Here is a 16889-nt window from a genome sequence, read left to right as displayed (position 1 = left end):
AGGCATTACCGGAAGGGGAGCGTACATGGCACGTCCCATGACCATGGCGGAGAAGATTCTCGCCGCCCACGCCGGCCTGGACGAGGTGGAGCCGGGGCAGCTCATCGAGTGCGACCTGGACCTGGTGCTGGCCAACGACGTGACGGCGCCTATCGCCATCAAGACCGTCCGCGAGATCACCGACCGCGTGTTTGATCCTGAGCGCGTGATCCTGGTGCCGGACCACTATGTGCCCAACAAGGACATCAAGAGCGCCGAGCAGGCCAAGATCGTGCGTGACTTCGCGCGCGAGCAGGGCGTCACCCACTACTACGAGGTGGGCTGCATGGGCGTGGAGCACGCGCTGCTGCCCGAGCAGGGCGTGGTGGGCGCGGGCGACCTCATCATCGGTGCCGACAGCCACACCTGCACCTACGGCGCGCTCGGCGCGTTCTCCACGGGCGTGGGGTCTACCGACGCCGGCGTGGGCATGGCTACGGGCAAGGCGTGGTTCAAGGTGCCCGAGACCATCAAGTTCGTCATCGACGGCGAGCTGGCCCCCGGTGTGACCGGCAAGGACGTCATCCTGCACATCATCGGCATGATCGGCGTGGACGGCGCGCTGTACAAGGCCATGGAGTTCACCGGCAGCGCCATCGAGGCCCTGCCCATGGACGAGCGCCTCTCCATCTCCAACATGGCCATCGAGGCCGGCGGCAAGGCGGGCCTCATCCCCGTTGACGACGTGACCCGCGCCTATATGGACGGCCGCGTCGAGCGCCCCTACACCGCCTACTATTCCGACGAGGACGCCCAGTTTGCCCAGGTCATTGAGATCGACGCGGCGGACATCGTGCCCACGGTGGCCTTCCCGCACCTGCCCTCCAACACCCGTCCCGTGGCCGAGGCTCGCGACGTGAAGATCGACCAGGCCGTCATCGGCAGCTGCACCAACGGCCGCCTGGACGACATGCGCCAGGCTGCGGCGGTGCTGCGCGGGCGCACGGTGCATCCGGACGTGCGCTGCATCGTCATCCCCGCCACCCAGCAGGTCTACCGCCAGTGCATGGAGGAGGGCCTGATGGACGTGTTCCTCGATGCCAACTGCGCCGTGTCCACGCCCACCTGCGGCCCGTGCCTGGGCGGCTACATGGGCATCCTGGCCGCGGGCGAGCGCGCCATCGCCACCACCAACCGCAACTTCGTCGGCCGCATGGGCGACCCGACGAGCGAGGTGTACCTGTCCTCGCCGGCCGTCGCCGCCGCCAGCGCCGTGCTGGGGCACATCGGCCTGCCGGAAGACCTGGAGCCCGTCGCCTGCGCGGCGGACGCGGAATAGGAGGACGCCATGGAGTTCAAGGGCACCGTCCATCGCTACGGGCGCGACATCGACACCGACGTCATCATCCCGGCGCGCTACCTCAACACCTCTGACCCGGCCGAGCTGGCCCGCCACTGCCTGGAGGACCTGGACACGGCGTTCGTGGACAAGGTGGCGCCGGGCGACATCATCGTGGCCGAGGAGAACTTCGGCTGTGGCAGCTCGCGCGAGCACGCGCCCATCGCCATCAAGGCGGCCGGCGTGGACGTGGTCATCGCCAAGTCCTTCGCGCGCATCTTCTACCGCAACGCCATCAACACGGGGCTGGCCATCATGGAGTGCCCCGAGGCGGTGGACGCCATTGCCGACGGCGACGTGGTGAGCGTGGACGCCGACGCGGGCGTCATCACCGACGAGACCACCGGCCAGACCTTCACGGCCCAGCCGTTCCCCCCGTTCATCCGCGAGATCATCGAGGCCGGCGGCCTGGTGAACCGCTGGAAGGCGCGGCTGGGGTAGAGACGCATGGTCAATTGGTGGACGCGCCGCCTCCGGTCAGGGGGAGGCGCGCTCGCCGTTAGAATGACGGCAGCTGGCGAAGTCCGATTGCGGGCGGCGCTCCCCGAAGGGAGTGATCGCCTATGGAGGTATTCCGAGAAATCCTGAACGTCGCTGCGGCCATTGCCACGGTCGCCGGGTTTCTGCTCGAGACGTGGAGGGAATATAAGCAATGCCGGATGACGAAGGGAGAAAAGGAAAAGGCCGGCGGCAACCGGCCTTAACCTAATCAACTGAACCTGCGCCGCCCGTCCATGGGTCACAACCTACGGGCTTCGCCGGCTCCATGAGTATACCAGGAAAGAGGCGTGAAATGAAGACGTACCGCATCTGCTTGCTTCCGGGTGATGGCATCGGCCCGGAGATCATCGCCGAGGGCGTGAAGGTGCTTGACGCCGTGGGCGAGAAGTACGGCGTGGGCTTCACCTACGACGAGGCCCTCATCGGCGGCATCGCCATCGACGAGACGGGCGAGGCGCTGCCTGCGGCCACGCTGGAGACGGCCAAGGCGTCCGACGCCGTGCTGCTCGCGGCCGTCGGCGGCCCGAAGTGGGATACCACCGACCCGACGCGCCCTCGTCCCGAGCAGGGACTGCTGGGCATCCGCAAGGAGCTGGGGCTCTACGCCAACCTGCGCCCGGTGACCATCTTCAACGCCCTGGCCGACGCCTCCACGCTCAAGCCCGAGGTCATCGACGGGGTGGACCTGCTCATCGTGCGCGAGCTCACCGGCGGCCTGTACTTCGGCGAGCGTGAGCGCTTCTACGACGAGGAGGGCGCTGGCGAGAACGGCGGCAACGGCCAGCGCGCCTACGACACGCTGGAGTACCGCGAGTACGAGATTCGCCGCATCGCGCGCCATGCCTTCGAGATGGCTCGCAAGCGCCACTCCAAGGTGTGCTCCATCGACAAGGCCAACGTGCTGGAGACGAGCCGTCTGTGGCGCGAGATCGTCCACGACGTGGCCAAGGACTACCCGGACGTGGAGCTCTCAGACCTGCTGGTGGACAACGCGGCCATGCAGCTGATCTGCCGGCCGTCCCAGTTCGACGTGGTGGTGACCGAGAACATGTTCGGCGACATCCTGTCGGATGAGGCCTCCATGCTCTCCGGCTCGCTCGGGATGCTGGCGAGCGCGAGCCTCGGCGACGGCGTGGCGCTCTACGAGCCGAGCCACGGCAGCGCGCCGGACATCGCCGGGCAGGGCATCGCCAACCCGCTGGCGCAGATCCTCTCGGTAGAGATGATGCTGCGCTACAGCTTCGGCATGCAGGAGGCCGCCGATGACGTGCTGGCCGCCGTGACCGCCGTGCTGGACGCGGGCTTCCGCACCGGCGACATCAAGCAGGCCGACACGCCGGAGGACAAGGTGGTGGGCACCGAGCTGATGGGCTCGCTCGTGGCCGAGCGCATCCAGCCCACGGAGAAGTTCGCCGAGCTGTGGGGCCGCCATCCCGACGACTGGAAGGACTACCGCGCGAACTAGGGGGCATGGCGCCGCGTCGCCGCCGGCCTGTCTCATCGTCTTGTCAGGGCCCCGCGCAGCGTCGCGGGGCCCTGCTGCGTGTGCGGGATCGGCGGGCGTGTGGTCTCGGGTGCGCGCGGCTTCCGGGCCTGTGGCCGCGAAGGCCCGGGCGGCTTTCGGGCGTCCGAGTCGCCCATCGGCTTCTTGGCGGGGCGGTGGGGGCAGCGGCCGGACGGGCAGCGGGGGGGGGCGAAGAATGCCGTCCCTGCGAGGCTGCCGCCCGCCCTTTTATTCCGGGGATAGTTGACGCGGCGGGCGATAACGGCTTGAATGGTGGGGATACCCAGAGCGCGCTCCGAGGGACGGGGCGCCGACGAGAAGGAGACTCCTATGACTGCCATCAAGCTTGCCGTTCCCACCATGGGTGCCGCCGGCCTGGACGCCGAGCGCAGCGGCCACTTCGGCCACTGCGACTGCTTCACCATCGTCACCATCGTCGATGGCGAGATCACCGAGGTGGATGCGCTGGACAACCCGCCTCATGAGGAGGGCGGCTGCCTGCGTCCCGTGAGCCTGCTGCACGATGTCGGCGTGGACGCCATCGTGGCGGCCGGCATGGGCATGCGTCCGATGATGGGATTTGCCGACGCGGGTATCACCGTGTACTTCGAGAACCAGACCCCCAACGTGGGCAAGGTGGCCGAGATGGTGGCCGCCGGCCAGGTGCCCACCATGGGCCCGGAGAACGCCTGCCACCACTAGGTTGCGTCGCCCGGGGGTCGCGGCATCGTGTGCCGACCCCCCCGTGCTGAGGGGCCGTCCTTCTGAACTAGACCCCAAAAGTGGGACGGTTAAATAAAGTTCTTAAGCGGCCCTTATCTGATGGCCCCGGTACTGTGAACTGCGTCCCAAAACTTGGACGAATTAGTAAGGACTAAGCTGCTAAGGACTGATTTCGGAATTCCTCCGGAGTCAGTCCTTTCAGTTTAACCTGTCGTCTCCTCGTATTCCAATGAACGATGTAAGCGTCCAGATCTTTCTTGAACTCTTCGAAGGTAGCCCATTTCCGACCCTTGAAGAACTCATCTTTGATATGACCGAAGATCTGCTCGGTAGCCCCGTTGTCGATGCAGTTGCCCTTTCTCGACATGCTCTGCACGATGCCATGCTCTCTCAGTCGCTCGGCCCAGGCCCTCTGCTGGTATTGCCAGCCCATGTCCGAATGCAGGATCGGTGTCGCGCCCTTCGGCATCCTGGAGAAAAGCTGATCGAGGATATCGTGCTGCTGGGCCATGCTCGCGCTCTTCGACACCGACCACGCTATTATCTCTTTGCTCCCGAAGTCGTATATCGGCGCGAGATAGGCCTTGCCCCACGCCTGCTTGAACTCCGTGACGTCGGTGCCCATCTTCTGCCAAGGGCCCTCCGCTCCGAAGTCGCGCCCCAGCACGTTCTCGAAGGTCTCGCCGACGAGGCCTTTGTACGAATTGTACTTGTGATAGTCGGTTTCGCGGCGGATGCCGCAGCTGATCCCCATCTCGTGCATGACCTTCAACACCGTCTTGTCCGCGATGCGCGCGCCGCGCTCGGCGCGCAGGCACATGGCGATCTGCCGATGTCCGCAGCCGTTGGGAGTCCGTGAGAATATCTCGCTTATGGCGTCCCATAGCTCCGGTCGGGTCGGCGCCTTCGGATGCGACAGCGCGTAGTAGTAGCTCGATCGCGCCATCTCCGCCGCTTCCAGCAGATCAGCGAGCGGGTAATGCCCTGAGAGCGCGGCTACGGCCGCTGCCTTCTCCCGGTTCGAAGGCTCTTCTCCGCCCTCAGGGCCGCCAATTTTTTTAGGTAGGCGTTCTCCGCCTCGAGCTTTCGGACGCGGACTTCGAGCTCTTGCTCGCGAGTCATCCCTTCCTTCGCGGCCCCGCTCCCTTTGGGTCGGCCCTTCGGCTTGGGGCGCAGGGCTTCAGCGCCGCCCTCCCGATACGCTTTGCACCACTTGAGGAGCGCCGACCTCGAGGCTATGCCGAAAGACGCCATGGCATCGGGGACCTTCTCGCCGTCCTCGACCACCGCTTTCGCGGCGGCCAGCTTCTGCTCGTAGGTGTATCTGACCTGTCGTCCGCCCATCTGCAGCAATCCGTCCAATCCAACAGCGCCGAACTTGTAGCACCATTGTTTCACAACGGAAGGAGGAAGCGCTAGGACGGTCGCGGCCGCGTGATACCCATAGCCCTCCTCGAAGAGCTCCGCTGCGGCCCTGCGGACATCGACGTCGTATCTGATCCTAAGGTCTGATGGCATAAAGAAGCCTCCCATTTCTCGTGTCCAAGAAATGGGAGGCAGTACACTGCACCGGGGCCATCCCATTTAGGCGCAACTGGTAACGTTTCGTGTTCCAATAGATGATGTATTCATTGAGCTGGGTTTTGAAGGAGTCGAAGGAGTCGAACTCCCGACCACGGTAGAACTCGTCTTTCAAATGACCGAAGAACCCTTCCATGCAGGCGTTGTCCAGGCAGGTCGCCTTTCTCGACATGCTCTGCGTGACACCCATCTCCCCAAGGCGCCTCCGATAGGCGGGCTGCTGGTACTGCCAGCCTTGGTCGGAGTGGAGAAGCGCAGGTCCTTCGAGGCGCGGCTCTAGGCCGTCGAGCATTTCCATGGTCTGCGCGAGGTTGGGGCTCCTTGCCACCGACCACGCTACGATCTCGTTATTGTAGAGGTCCATTACCGGCGACAGGTACGCTTTGCCGTCTGCCACCTTGAACTCGGTGACGTCGGTGACGAGCTTGGCCATCGGGACCTCGGCGCCGAAGTCGCGATCGAGGATGTTCTTGGCGGTCTTGCCCCGCTCGCCCCGATAGGAGTCGTACCTCTTGCGACGGATGCGGCAGCGGAGCCCCTCCTCGCGCATGAGCTTGAGGGCGGTCTTGCCGCTGACGCAGAGGCCGTGCTCGGCCTTGAGCGCCATGGCGACCTGCCGGTAGCCCATGCCGTTCGGGGTGCGGGAGAAGACCTCGCGCACGAGAGGGCGAACGCCGGACCATCGGTCGGGCGCGGGGTTTCTGCCGCCCGCATAGCGGTAGTAGGTGCTTTTGGGGAGCCCAAGCTTGTCGAGCACGAGCTTGAGCGGGTAGTCGCGCCTCAGCGAGTCCGCCGCTTCCGCTCGATCTCGTCCGCCAAGGCGTTGATTCGTTTTTGGATTTCGAGCTCCAGTTCCAGCTCGCGCACCCGCGCCTCCAGCTCCTCTTCGCGGGAGGGGAAGCATATCTCCGCCTTCCTGGGCCTGCCCTTCGGCCTGGGCAGAAGCGCGTCCGCACCGCCCTCTCGATAGAGCCTGCACCAAGTGTCTATCTGGGTTTTCGATCTGAGGCCGTAGGCCTTCATGGCATCGGGCTTGGACATCCTCCCCTCGATGACGGCTCTGGCTGCCTCGACCTTGAGTTCGTGCGTGTAGGTATTGCGCCCGGTCACAAGCAGGGCCTCCTTTCCGAGTGCCCTGTAAGTGTAAAGCCATTTCTTTACGATGGTGACGGATATTCCCAGCATTCGTCCGACCGCATTTTCCGCGTAGCCGGCCTCGAAGCATCTCACCGCCTCGGCTCTGACGTCCGTTCCGTGCCTCAAGCTATCACCCCTCAAAACAAGTGGGACTGAAAACTTTTGTTTCCAGTCCCACTATCGGGGTTCAGTTCATTCGCGGGCGGCCCTTTTTCATGCCTGCAATTCGGCGGCAATGACGGTGCTTGGGGCGGCTCGGCCCTTACGTCGCCTTCTTCATCGTGGAGGGCGCTGTGGTGAAGGCGGATCGCATCCTCTCCTCGCGCCGGGACTTCGGACGGGCGGTGGGCGGGGACGGCTTGCGCTACAATTGAGCGGAACGATGAGCGGCGCCTCGCAGGGGCGCCTTGTCCGCTTGGAGCGAAGAGACGTGGAAACCAACGACGGGGCCCGTGAGCCCCGTGTTTTTAGCATAGGCGGCCTGGCCGGGGTGCTCGGTGGCTCCCGACGGGTGCTTGAGGGCGCGTTGGCGCCGTTTCCCGGGGCGGAGGAGCCCTCCGGCGGCCCGTTCTCGGAGCCGCTGCCCGAGGGCGGGGTGCTCCCGGGGCCCCATGGCACGGTGCTGCGGCTGCCGTCGGCGGCCGAGGCGGCGCCGGCTGGGCGTCCCATCGGCCCGGACGTGGCGGTAGGCTGGGTGTGCGGCGTGCTGCCGGCCCCTTTCAAAGACGACCGCTACCTCGTGGAGTTCACGGGACGCAGCGAGGTGCGCGTCCTGGCGTACCTCGATCGCTTCGGCCGCGCCTTTGCCGCCGACGAGCCGAGCGAAGTGCCGCCGGCTCGCGTCCCCGACCTGGCGTTCGTGCGCGATGACGAGGTGGCCCCGGAGGCCGATGAGGCGGGCTGGGTGGTGGTTGCCGACGCGGGCGGCGAGGAGCGGCGCGTGGCGTCGTACCGGGTGAGCGCCGGGCGCTACGACCTGTTCGGCAGTTGGTACGACTTCGGCGCCGCCGCATCCGGCCTGGCCTATCCCGACGCGTTGGCGCGGGCGTACCTGGCCTGCGTCTACCGACCGTCGCTCACGGGCATCCCCGTGCCGTCGAGCGGGCTGGGGTGCATCTTCGAGCTGCTGGGAACCGCCAACCCGGTGCGCGGGCTGCGCGCCGTGCGCCTGCTGGTGGAGCGCGCCCGGCGCGATCCGGCCTTGCGGCCGCCGGCGCTGGCGTCGCTGCTGGTGGCGTGGCTGGAGGAGGCGGGCTTCACGGATCGCGCGAGTCGCGGCTGGCTCTACGGCGCCGATGAGGAGGGGCCGCTGCGGCTCATCCGCACGCGGCGCTACGCGAACACCTTCTACCTGGGCGAGGTCGACGAGGACGCGGGCATTCCGGAGCGGACGATCTGGGCTGTGGAGTCGGCGCTCAATCGCTTTCTGCTGCTGAGCGATGCCCTGGGCGCGCGGGCGGCCCTGGCCGATGAGGCCACGTGCGCCCAGTGGGATGAGGCCCTGCGCGTGGGCGTTGCCTCCCAGGTGGGCGACGCGGCGCGTTCGAGCGGCGAAGGCGCCGGGTCGGCGGCGGGGGAGTGGGACGCGCGGGTGTCGGTGGCCGAGGCCCTCGAGCGCCTGCGCCTGCCGTATCGCTTCCGCGTGGCGTTCGACGTGGACGTGGCCGCGCCGGGCGTGGCGGCCTTTCTGGTGACGGCGCCCGATGCCTCGCTCATGCCGCGCCATCGCTACGATGAGGCGGCAGCGCGCTGGGTGGAGCTTGCGCCCGTCGAGCGAGACCAGATGGCGCGCGCCTATGCGGCGCAGCTGGGCATCGCCCTGGCGAGCGCGGCTTTCGCGGCATCGGGATCCATCGATGAGGTGATGGTGACCACCCGCCCGCTCGCGGCGGAGGAGGACGGCTCGCCGGATGATGGCGGGGCTGAGGCGCGGTACTCGTGGGATGAGGTCGCCGCCCTCGTGCTGGCTGCCGACGACGAGGCGCTTGCGCCCGATGCCGCCACCGACCTCTCGGGCGGCCCCCTCTTCTACCAGGTGGTATTCGACCGGGCGCGCTTCGCCCGTCGGGGGGTCGCGTCGGATGACCCAGTGGCGTTCCTCGGCTCCTTCGGCGCGGTGCTGGACCCGTCGCAAGGTGATGCCGCGGCCGTGGGCGATTTGGGCCCGCAGCCGCGCGACCCCTTCTGCTTGCTGGAGGGCCGCCCTGCCCGCGTGGTGCGCGAGGACGCGCCCGAGTGCGCCGACGCCCCGCTCGCCGATGCCTGGCGGCAAGCCCTCGGTGCCCGCTCGGCCCGCGATGTGCGCGTCGTCTACGACGGCGGGCTGCGCCGCGCGGCTGATGAGCTGGCCGAGGCCGTGGCCGGTGCCGCTACCGTGCAGGAGGCCATCCACGAGGTGCTGGCCGTCCAAGGAGCCACGGGCGACCCGCTCGTGTACCAGGGCTGCACGCGGTTGATGACGGCGCTCACGCAGGGCAGCGTGGCCCTGGGCGAGCGCGAGGCCGTGCGTGCCTGCCTCATCGGCGAGAACCCGTTGGCCGAGGCCGTGGCCCGCGCCCGCGCCGCCGTGCCCGCCGATCCGCAGCGGGCGGCCGACATCCTGGGCGAGGCCATCGCCGCCGCGGAGTCGAGCGGCCGCTTCACCGACACCGGCGAGGCCGTGCACCGCTTCTTCGACAGCTATGCGGGGCGTCTGGCCTACAACCTGCGCGGGCTCGACGAGGGGCGTGAGGTGGAGCTCGTTCCGCCGGCGCTGCTGCTGTGCTATTTGGACGCCATCAACCTGCTCGACGAGTCGTTCAGCCAGTCCGAGGCCGCGATGGCCTACGGACAGCGCTGCATCGAGCTGGCGCCGACGTTCTCGCTGGCGTACCGCCGCTGCGCGCGGGCCTCCATGCTGGTGGGCGACTTGGAGGCCGCCGCCGACTTGCTCGTGCGCTGCCTGGCCTTCTCCACGGCCTCCGACGAGATAGCCATGGCGTACTACCAGCTGGCCTACGTGGAATGGAAGGCGGGCCGCGCGCGGGAGGGGCTGGCCTGCTACTGCAAGTCCATCATGGCGTCGCCGGTGTACGCGCCCCAGGCGTCGGTTGAGCTGCACGAGCTTATGCGCGAGGAGGGGTTGGACCTGCTGCCGCGCGAGCAGGTGGACGACGTGCTCGACGCCGCCGGCATCCCCGTCGCGCCGGTGGATGACCGCCTGGTGGAGCTGTGGGACGCCCTGCGCGCCGCCGTGGACGCCAACCTGTTCGCGGTGGGCCGCTCGCTTCTGGCCACCTACCTCCAGCATCGTCCCGATGACGCCCTGGCCAGCGTTTTGCGCTCCCTCTCCAGTCGTCCTCGCGCCTGAGGGGGGGGGTTGAGGGGTGCTCCTGCGGGGGTCGTTTGCGCCCCCGGGGGGCTGCCGCCTGCCGCCCGCCTGCGCGACGCCCGCTGTCCTGGGACCCGCCGCCCGCCTGCGCGCCTGCCCGCTGCCCTGACGCCCTCTCGTTGCCAGGGCTTCGTGCGGAGCGTCTGCCTAAAATGGCCAAAAATGACGACTTGACGACAAGGCACAGTGGGCGCCCGGCGGTTCGCTTAACGTAATCCCAGGTCATGGATTGTAGGCATCTGTCCGCGTAACGCCGTGCCTCGGAAAGCCGCCTCCAGGTGCCCCCAATACGTCGTCAGGTCGACATTTTTGGCCATTTTGCGGCCGGATTCTACGCGGCGGCCCCGTCCGGGCCGCGACGTCCCTGCGCCCGGCGCCGTGCCGTGCCCGCATCCCGGCGGGGCGGGTGCCCGCCGCAGCCTTGCCTTGCGCTACAATAGCGCCCGGAAAACCTGACGAAAGAAGGAACCATGGCCATCCAAGCACCCGAGGGAACCCGCGATCTGCTGCCTGACGAGGCGTTGTTCTGGACGCGCTTCAAGGACACGGCCGCCGAGGTGTTCGGCCGCTACGGCTACGTGCTCATCGAGACGCCCCTCATCGAGCAGGCCGAGCTGTTCGTGCGCGGCATCGGCGAGGCCACCGACGTGGTGTCCAAGGAGATGTTCGCCGCGCTCTCGGGCGAGAACCTCAAGCGTCTGCTGGCAGGCGAGAAGGTCAAGTCCAAGAGCCGCCTGTCGCTGCGCCCCGAGGGCACGGCCGGCGTGGTGCGCGCCGTGGTGGAGCACAACCTGGTGCCGCAGGGAGCGGCCCCGGCCAAGCTCATGTACGCGGGTCCGATGTTCCGCGCCGAGCGTCCGCAGAAGGGCCGTCAGCGCCAGTTCAGCCAGATAGGCGTGGAGTGCCTGGGGGCTGAGGCGCCCTCCATCGACGCCGAGGCCATCATCATGCTCATGCGCTTCTACGAGGAGGTGGGCATCCCCGCCGCTTCCATGGAGCTGCTGGTGAACTCCATGGGCTGCGAGAAGTGCCGCCCGGCCTACCGTGATCTGGTGCGCTCCTACCTGGAGGAGCACGCCGACGCGCTGTGCGAGACGTGCATGACCCGCGCGGAGATCAACCCCCTGCGCGCCTTCGACTGCAAGAAGGAGGGATGCGCCGCCGTTATGGAGGGCGCGCCTAAGATCACCGACCACCTGTGCGACGACTGCCGTCAGCACTACGCTGACGTGCTGACGCTGCTCGACGGCGCCGGCGTGGCCTACACCGAGGATCCCACGCTGGTGCGCGGGCTGGACTACTACACCCGCACCGTCTTCGAGGTGCAGGCGAGCGACGGCCTGGGCAGCCAGAACGCCATCGGCGGCGGCGGGCGCTACGACAAGCTGGCCGAGGAGGTGGGCGGCCGTCCCACCCCGGGCCTCGGGTTCGCCCTGGGCTACGAGCGCTGCATGCTGGTGCTGGAGGCTGCGGGCGTGGAGCTGCCCCGCGCCCAGCGCTGCGACCTGTTCGTGGCCTGCGTGGACGACTCGGTGCGTGCCCAGGCCTTCGGGCTGGTGCAGGCGTGTCGCGATGCCGGGGTGGTCTGCGAGATGGACCACCAGGGACGCAGCCTGAAGAGCCAGTTCAAGCTGGCCGACAAGCTGGGCGCCGCCCGCGTGGCCGTCCTGGGTCCCGACGAGCTGGCCGAGGGGGCCTGCACCCTGCGCGACATGGGCACCCACGAGGAGGCCCGCGTCAAGCTCGAGGACGTCCCCGAGGAGATGCACCGGGTGTTTCTGTAGACACCGACGCGCCGTCTTTCCGGCGCCTCGCATGCATTGTCGCCAAGCGCGCCGCCCCTCCCCGGGCGGCGTGCTTGGGTTTGGGGCCCGTTGCGGGGGGGGGGTCGGTGGAAAAAAGCGGCGATCTCGCTGGCTTGTTGCGAAGGTGCCGCGTTGTGCGGTAGGGCTCGGCCGTCCTCGGCGCCGTTCTACCGCATCCTCGCGTGGTTGCCGACTGGTGCGCGGGGCGGGGTTGAGGCGCTGGGTTGCGTCGGGGCGCCGCGGTGGGGCTTGTGTGGCGGGAGGTCTTCGACGAAGGGGTCGAGCGATGGCGGGCGAGCCCGCATCTGCTGGTCTAGCTGTAGGCAAGCCTCGAGGAAAGCCGCTCCCTATCAGGGGATAGTCGGCCGTGACTGCCTGATCTCCTCCCATCATGGCAGCATTCCCGCCTCGTACCATGTACAATGCATGCAATATGCATTCATTGAGGGGAGGACGCCATGCCCGCATTGCAAGTGAGGGACTTTCCGGATGGCCTGTACGCGAGCTTGAAGGCGCTTGCCGCGGCCGAGCATCGCAGCGTGGCCCAGCAGACCATAGCGCTGGTGGAGGAGGGGCTGCGACGCCACAGCCCTGCCGGCGTCAGCGAGGAACCTGCGCGTCCGGATCTGCTTCCCAGCCCCCTCGTGCTCGACACCGAGGAGGACCGCCAGGCTCGCATCGGGAAGCGAAGGCGCCTGTTCGAGGAGATTCGCCGGCTGCCTTGGAAGGTCGACGTCACCACCGACGAGATCGTGGACATGGTTCGCGAGGGGCGCGAGGAGCGCACGGAACGCATCCTGGAGGCCTGCGGGCTCTGCGAGGAGCCGGCTGCGCGGGAAGTGGGGAGAAGCGCATGATCGTGCTCGACGTGAGCGCCGCGATGGCCATGGCCCGCCAGACGGGGGAGGGCCAGGCGCTGGAAGCTCTCATGCTGGAGGGCGAGAAGGTCATCGCGCCCCGCTTCTACCTCATCGAGGGGGCCAACGTGGTCTGGAAGTGCGTGCGGGCTGGTGTGCTTCCGCCGACGGATGCGTCGACCGTGCTGGCGGGCCTTGCCATGCTGGTGGACGAGTTCGTGGAAGACGGGGAGCTGATCGAGGAGGCGCTGGCGGAGTCGATTCGCTGCAACCACCCGATCTACGACATGATGTACCTGGTGCTGACGCGCCGTCGGGGAGCCACCTTGTTCACCCTCGACAAGCGACTCGCCGGCCTCTGCGCCGAATGCCGGGTCAGCTGCGTGGAGGTTTGCTCGATTTAGGGGCGCGGCTCGTCGTGGGCGTGCGGGCGCGGTACAATAGGCCAGTTTGCGCGATCAGGCCGCTTGGGCTGTCGTGTCCCGGTTGCGGGGCGCGGCGGCGCGGGCGGCAGGCAAGATACCCGGTCCCAAGGAGAGACGCCGTCATGAACGACCTGAAGAACGAAAACTGCATGCATACCGCCACTTGCGGCGAGCTGCGCCAGGAAAACGTGGGCAGCGAGGTGGTGCTGACCGGTTGGGCGTGGCACAACCGCGACCACGGCGGCCTCATCTTCGTGGACCTGCGCGACCGCGAGGGCTACACCCAGGTCGTCGTCGATCCCGACTGCGTGAGCGCGGAGGACTTCGCCCGCGCCGAGCACCTGGGCCGCGAGTACGTGCTCAAGGTGACCGGCACGGTGCGTGAGCGCGGCGCCGACGCCGTCAACCCCAACATGGCCACGGGCGACATCGAGGTGCTCGCCAGCGCCGTGGAGGTGCTCAACGAGTCCGTCACCCCGCCGTTCGCCATCGAGGACGGCATCGAGACCGACGAGACTACCCGCATGAAGTGGCGCTACCTCGACATCCGCCGCCCGGAGATGCTGGCCGCCCTCACCCTGCGCCACCGCGTGGCCCAGGCCATGCGCCAGGCCCTCAACGAGCGCGGCTTCCTGGAGATCGAGACCCCCATCCTCGCCAACTCCACGCCTGAGGGCGCGCGCGACTACATCGTCCCGAGCCGCCCCAACCCGGGTAAGTTCTACGCCCTGCCCCAGAGCCCCCAGCAGTTCAAGCAGATGCTCATGATGGCCGGCGTGGAGCGCTACTACCAGATTGCCCGCTGCTTCCGCGACGAGGACCTGCGCGCCGACCGCCAGCCCGAGTTCACGCAGGTGGACATCGAGATGTCCTTCGTCGAGGGCGACGACGTCATGAACATGATGGAGGGCGTCATGGCCGAGACGCTCGACGCCATCGGCGTGGCGCACGAGTTCCCGCTGCAGCGCATGCCCTACGCCGAGGCCATGGCCAAGTACGGCAACGACCGCCCCGACGTTCGCTTCGGCATGCTCCTGCACGACATCACCGACCTGGTGAAGGACACCGGCTTCAAGGTGTTCGCGAGCGTGGCCCAGTCCGGCGGCGTGGTGAAGGCCATCAACGCGAAGGGCGCGGGCGACTGGAGCCGCGGCGAGGTGGAGAAGCTGGCCTCCATCGCCGAGGCCAACGGCGCCAAGGGCATGGCCTGGGTGGCGTTCACCACCGACGGCCAGGAGAAGAGCCCCATCAAGAAGTTCTTTACCGACGAGGAGTGGGCGGCCCTCAAGGCCGAGATGGAGGTGGAGCCGGGCGACCTGCTGCTGTTCGCGGCCGACAAGCCCGAGGTGGCCAACGCGGTGCTCTCCGCCCTGCGCCTGCATATGGCCGAGGCTCTCGACGTGCCGCGCGAGGGCCACGCGCTTTTGTGGGTAGTGGACTTCCCCATGTTCAAGTACGACGAGGACGAGGGCAAGTACTCCGCCGAGCACCATCCCTTCACCCACATCCTGGAGGAGGACCTGGGCAAGATCGAGGACGCTCCGCTGGAGTGCGGCTCGTACAGCTACGACCTGGTCATGGACGGCTTCGAGGTGGGCGGTGGCACCATCCGTATCCACCAGGTGGAGGAGCAGCGCCGCGTGCTGCGCCGCCTGGGCCTCACCGACGAGGAGATCGACGAGAAGTTCGGCCATCTCATCCACGCGCTTGAGCTGGGCGCCCCGCCGCATGGCGGCATCGCGCTGGGCCTCGACCGCCTGGTGATGCTGCTGGCCGGCAAGGACTCCATCCGCGACGTCATCGCCTTCCCCAAGACCTCGAGCGCGAGCGACCCCATGACCGGCGCCCCCAACGCCGTCACCGGCCGCCAGCTCAAGGAGGTCAACCTGCGCCTGCTGTAGGCGCGGAGGCGCTGCGATTGAGCGAAGGGCCTCTCTCGTCGATGCGGGAGGGGCCCTTCTGCGTGGGGGGGGCTATCGGGCGGCGCGGGTCACGGCCTTGTCGAGGCTTTCCACCGGGTAGCCGGTCAGGGTGCTGCGCGCGACCAGGAGGCACGCGCGGTAGGGAAGCCGTGCGGTGGGGTAGAGCCGGGAGGCCAGCCGTATGGCGGGGGCGTCGTCGAGGGTCACGTCGTCGATAAGCAGCTCGGCGACGGTGCCGATGAGCGAGCGCGGCACCCGGTAGTCGGTCTCAAGGGCATCGACGAGGGCCACCATGGTCTCCGGGTAGACGCGAGCAGCTCCCGATCCGATGATGCGCCGCGCCTGGGCCGCCGCCCGGGGCTCATCATCGAGCAGGTAGTGCAGCAGCATCGTCTCGTCCACGATGGTGGTCTCATCGCTTTCCGCGCGCGTGACGCGCCGCTGCCGGCGTTCGGCCCGCTCTCCCTGCTCGCGGAGCCAAACGGCTCGCGCCTCGCCGTCGAGGTTCGGCTTGCCGTAGGGGCGTAGCTTGCCAAAGGCGCCGTCGCCGCCCTCGCCCCCGTTGAGCCGGGGCGTGAAGGGGAGTCGCCGCTCGTTCACGCTCTGGGCCATGAACAGCCGGACGGCCTCGGATAGCGTGAGCCCCAGGGCCGCGAACAGCTTCTCTGCTCGCGCCTTCGTCTCCTCGTCCATCCTCACCTGCAGAGTCGCCTGCTTCGGCATGGCGTCCCCCTCCCAAAAAAATTCCCGGAGCGCCGGGAAGGCTCTCTTGTGGCGAAAACCCAGCGGAATGCCCCATTGTCGTCACTGAATACCCAGGTCAATCTAAATCAATGTAGTACGATTGTAACACGCCTTATGAATCATCCCGCGCAGCCGAGCTGTCCCCTGCAGCGCGGGCGGCGAAAAGAGGGTACTTGCCAACCTTTTCGGCCGGGGTTATAACGTCCACGACGAGACGCTCCGCCAACCCCTGCAAGGCGCCTCGCCGTCCCTGTCCCGTCGAGGAATCCTACAACTCAACCCACCAACGTGACGATCCGCGCGAGGGCGAAGCCATGCCCTCCTGGCTTGTCGCTGTCTTGGCGCCATCGGCCGTGCTGGTCGTGAGATAGGAAGCGCAATCTACGAAAAGGAGGGATCATGGGCTCAAAGTTCGTCGTCGCCGACCCGGGCCTGTGCATCGGCTGCCAGACCTGCATGGCTGGCTGCGTGCTGAAGCACAGCGTCCCCGGGGACGTGCCGCGTCCGCGGCTCAACTTGATCACCACGCTGTCGGTGTCGGCGCCTATCGTGTGCCACCACTGCGCCGATGCCCCCTGTGCCGCGGCATGCCCCCAGGGCGCCTTGTATCAGGACGAGGGGCGCGTGGCCATCCGCCAAGAGCGATGCATCGGCTGTCGCAGCTGCGTGCTGGCATGTCCCTACGGGGCGGTGGAGATAGTGACCGAGGAGGGCTCGGCCCTGCTTGGCGGGCTGCGCCTGGCCACCACCCCCCGAGCCGCCATCATCAAGTGCGACCTGTGCGTCGACCGCGAGGGCGGCCCTGCCTGCGTGGCTGCCTGCCCCACCGGTGGTCTGCTGCTTGTGGATGAGGAGGAGCTTGAACGCCGCCAGCGTGAGAAGCGCCGGGCGGCCGCCGAGGCGCACGCGAGCTTCTCGAGCGTGCCGTTGAACTAGGACGAT

16 protein-coding genes are annotated in these 16889 nt (G+C 67.8%); 11 read left to right on the top strand and 5 right to left on the bottom strand.

The features are described 5' to 3' along the window. Positions 1-25: 25 nt before the first annotated feature. The 5 genes from leuC (at position 26) to AC6I0Y_RS10085 (ending at position 4085) form a co-directional block, all read left to right on the top strand. The gene (gene leuC / locus AC6I0Y_RS10105) at positions 26-1318 is read left to right on the top strand and encodes a 3-isopropylmalate dehydratase large subunit (protein WP_497731556.1); all 1293 of its coding nucleotides are present in this window, start codon (positions 26-28) and stop codon (positions 1316-1318) included. A 9-nt stretch (positions 1319-1327) separates the two neighbouring features. After that, complete coding sequence (locus AC6I0Y_RS10100; protein WP_497731552.1) at positions 1328-1819, top strand: 3-isopropylmalate dehydratase small subunit; 492 nt, start codon at positions 1328-1330, stop codon at positions 1817-1819. Between the two features lie 122 nt (positions 1820-1941). Continuing rightward, positions 1942-2082 carry a hypothetical protein gene (locus AC6I0Y_RS10095; RefSeq protein ID WP_160707726.1) on the top strand — a complete coding sequence of 47 codons (141 nt, stop codon included), beginning with the start codon at positions 1942-1944 and terminating at the stop codon, positions 2080-2082. 89 nt (positions 2083-2171) lie between these two features. Next, positions 2172-3344 carry a 3-isopropylmalate dehydrogenase gene (leuB, locus tag AC6I0Y_RS10090; RefSeq protein WP_160707724.1) on the top strand — a complete coding sequence of 391 codons (1173 nt, stop codon included), beginning with the start codon at positions 2172-2174 and terminating at the stop codon, positions 3342-3344. Positions 3345-3713: 369 nt separating this feature from the next. Further along, positions 3714-4085, top strand: a complete 372-nt coding sequence (locus tag AC6I0Y_RS10085; protein WP_497731549.1) for a NifB/NifX family molybdenum-iron cluster-binding protein — start codon at positions 3714-3716, stop codon at positions 4083-4085. Between the two features lie 172 nt (positions 4086-4257). On the opposite strand, the gene AC6I0Y_RS10080 is transcribed toward AC6I0Y_RS10085, so the two are convergent. Genes AC6I0Y_RS10080 through AC6I0Y_RS10065 form a run of 4 tightly spaced genes read right to left on the bottom strand, consistent with a single transcriptional unit; the run spans position 4258 to position 6950 of the window. After that, positions 4258-5160: an IS3 family transposase gene (locus tag AC6I0Y_RS10080; protein ID WP_160214616.1), complete on the bottom strand. Its 903-nt coding sequence runs from the start codon at positions 5158-5160 to the stop codon at positions 4258-4260. After that, entirely contained in the window at positions 5103-5624 is a 522-nt protein-coding gene (locus tag AC6I0Y_RS10075; protein WP_217983490.1) for a helix-turn-helix domain-containing protein, read from the bottom strand. Before AC6I0Y_RS10075 ends, AC6I0Y_RS10080 begins: the two co-directional genes overlap by 58 nt. Then, positions 5608-6444 (bottom strand): IS3 family transposase, encoded by an 837-nt coding sequence (locus tag AC6I0Y_RS10070; RefSeq protein WP_497731547.1) that lies wholly within the window; start codon positions 6442-6444, stop codon positions 5608-5610. The genes AC6I0Y_RS10075 and AC6I0Y_RS10070 overlap by 17 nt, the downstream gene beginning before the upstream one ends. Before the next feature lie 23 nt (positions 6445-6467). Next, on the bottom strand, positions 6468-6950 hold the full coding sequence (locus tag AC6I0Y_RS10065) for a transposase (RefSeq protein ID WP_497731544.1): 483 nt from the start codon (positions 6948-6950) through the stop codon (positions 6468-6470). Between the two features lie 304 nt (positions 6951-7254). On the opposite strand from AC6I0Y_RS10065, the gene AC6I0Y_RS10060 reads away from it, so the two are divergent. The 5 genes from AC6I0Y_RS10060 to aspS all read left to right on the top strand — a co-directional run bounded on the left by AC6I0Y_RS10060 (position 7255) and on the right by aspS (position 15182). After that, positions 7255-10173 carry a tetratricopeptide repeat protein gene (locus tag AC6I0Y_RS10060; RefSeq protein WP_497731541.1) on the top strand — a complete coding sequence of 973 codons (2919 nt, stop codon included), beginning with the start codon at positions 7255-7257 and terminating at the stop codon, positions 10171-10173. Between the two features lie 491 nt (positions 10174-10664). Next, positions 10665-11978, top strand: coding sequence for a histidine--tRNA ligase (gene hisS / locus AC6I0Y_RS10055; RefSeq protein ID WP_497731539.1), 1314 nt, complete (start codon positions 10665-10667; stop codon positions 11976-11978). Between the two features lie 479 nt (positions 11979-12457). Then, entirely contained in the window at positions 12458-12856 is a 399-nt protein-coding gene (locus AC6I0Y_RS10050) for a ribbon-helix-helix domain-containing protein (protein WP_497731537.1), read from the top strand. After that, complete coding sequence (locus AC6I0Y_RS10045; RefSeq protein WP_497731534.1) at positions 12853-13260, top strand: type II toxin-antitoxin system VapC family toxin; 408 nt, start codon at positions 12853-12855, stop codon at positions 13258-13260. Before AC6I0Y_RS10050 ends, AC6I0Y_RS10045 begins: the two co-directional genes overlap by 4 nt. A gap of 143 nt (positions 13261-13403) precedes the next feature. Further along, entirely contained in the window at positions 13404-15182 is a 1779-nt protein-coding gene (gene aspS, locus AC6I0Y_RS10040) for an aspartate--tRNA ligase (RefSeq protein ID WP_497731532.1), read from the top strand. Between the two features lie 72 nt (positions 15183-15254). Here the strand turns inward: aspS and AC6I0Y_RS10035 are convergent, their stop codons facing one another. Beyond that, a complete protein-coding gene (locus tag AC6I0Y_RS10035; protein WP_160707710.1) occupies positions 15255-15926 on the bottom strand; it encodes a type II toxin-antitoxin system RelB/DinJ family antitoxin in 672 nt (223 codons plus the stop codon). A gap of 420 nt (positions 15927-16346) precedes the next feature. Here AC6I0Y_RS10035 and AC6I0Y_RS10030 point away from each other — a divergent pair, with 420 nt between their 5' ends. After that, the gene (locus tag AC6I0Y_RS10030) at positions 16347-16883 is read left to right on the top strand and encodes a 4Fe-4S dicluster domain-containing protein (protein ID WP_160707708.1); all 537 of its coding nucleotides are present in this window, start codon (positions 16347-16349) and stop codon (positions 16881-16883) included. Positions 16884-16889: the final 6 nt, after the last annotated feature.

It is taken from the genome of Adlercreutzia sp. St.1H8 (genome assembly GCF_059728655.1).
Note: the sequence above shows the minus strand (reverse complement) of the source record. Positions and strands in the feature narration are given on the sequence as shown.

Bases quoted from the DNA above. Each gene is read 5' to 3' on its own strand.
- leuC (WP_497731556.1), top strand. From the start codon at position 26: ATGGCACGTCCCATGACCATGGCGGAGAAGATTCTCGCCGCCCACGCC.
- AC6I0Y_RS10100 (WP_497731552.1), top strand. From the start codon at position 1,328: ATGGAGTTCAAGGGCACCGTCCATCGCTACGGGCGCGACATCGACACC.
- AC6I0Y_RS10095 (WP_160707726.1), top strand. From the start codon at position 1,942: ATGGAGGTATTCCGAGAAATCCTGAACGTCGCTGCGGCCATTGCCACG.
- leuB (WP_160707724.1), top strand. From the start codon at position 2,172: ATGAAGACGTACCGCATCTGCTTGCTTCCGGGTGATGGCATCGGCCCG.
- AC6I0Y_RS10085 (WP_497731549.1), top strand. From the start codon at position 3,714: ATGACTGCCATCAAGCTTGCCGTTCCCACCATGGGTGCCGCCGGCCTG.
- AC6I0Y_RS10075 (WP_217983490.1), bottom strand. From the start codon at position 5,624: ATGCCATCAGACCTTAGGATCAGATACGACGTCGATGTCCGCAGGGCC.
- hisS (WP_497731539.1), top strand. From the start codon at position 10,665: ATGGCCATCCAAGCACCCGAGGGAACCCGCGATCTGCTGCCTGACGAG.
- AC6I0Y_RS10050 (WP_497731537.1), top strand. From the start codon at position 12,458: ATGCCCGCATTGCAAGTGAGGGACTTTCCGGATGGCCTGTACGCGAGC.
- AC6I0Y_RS10045 (WP_497731534.1), top strand. From the start codon at position 12,853: ATGATCGTGCTCGACGTGAGCGCCGCGATGGCCATGGCCCGCCAGACG.
- aspS (WP_497731532.1), top strand. From the start codon at position 13,404: ATGAACGACCTGAAGAACGAAAACTGCATGCATACCGCCACTTGCGGC.
- AC6I0Y_RS10035 (WP_160707710.1), bottom strand. From the start codon at position 15,926: ATGCCGAAGCAGGCGACTCTGCAGGTGAGGATGGACGAGGAGACGAAG.
- AC6I0Y_RS10030 (WP_160707708.1), top strand. From the start codon at position 16,347: ATGGGCTCAAAGTTCGTCGTCGCCGACCCGGGCCTGTGCATCGGCTGC.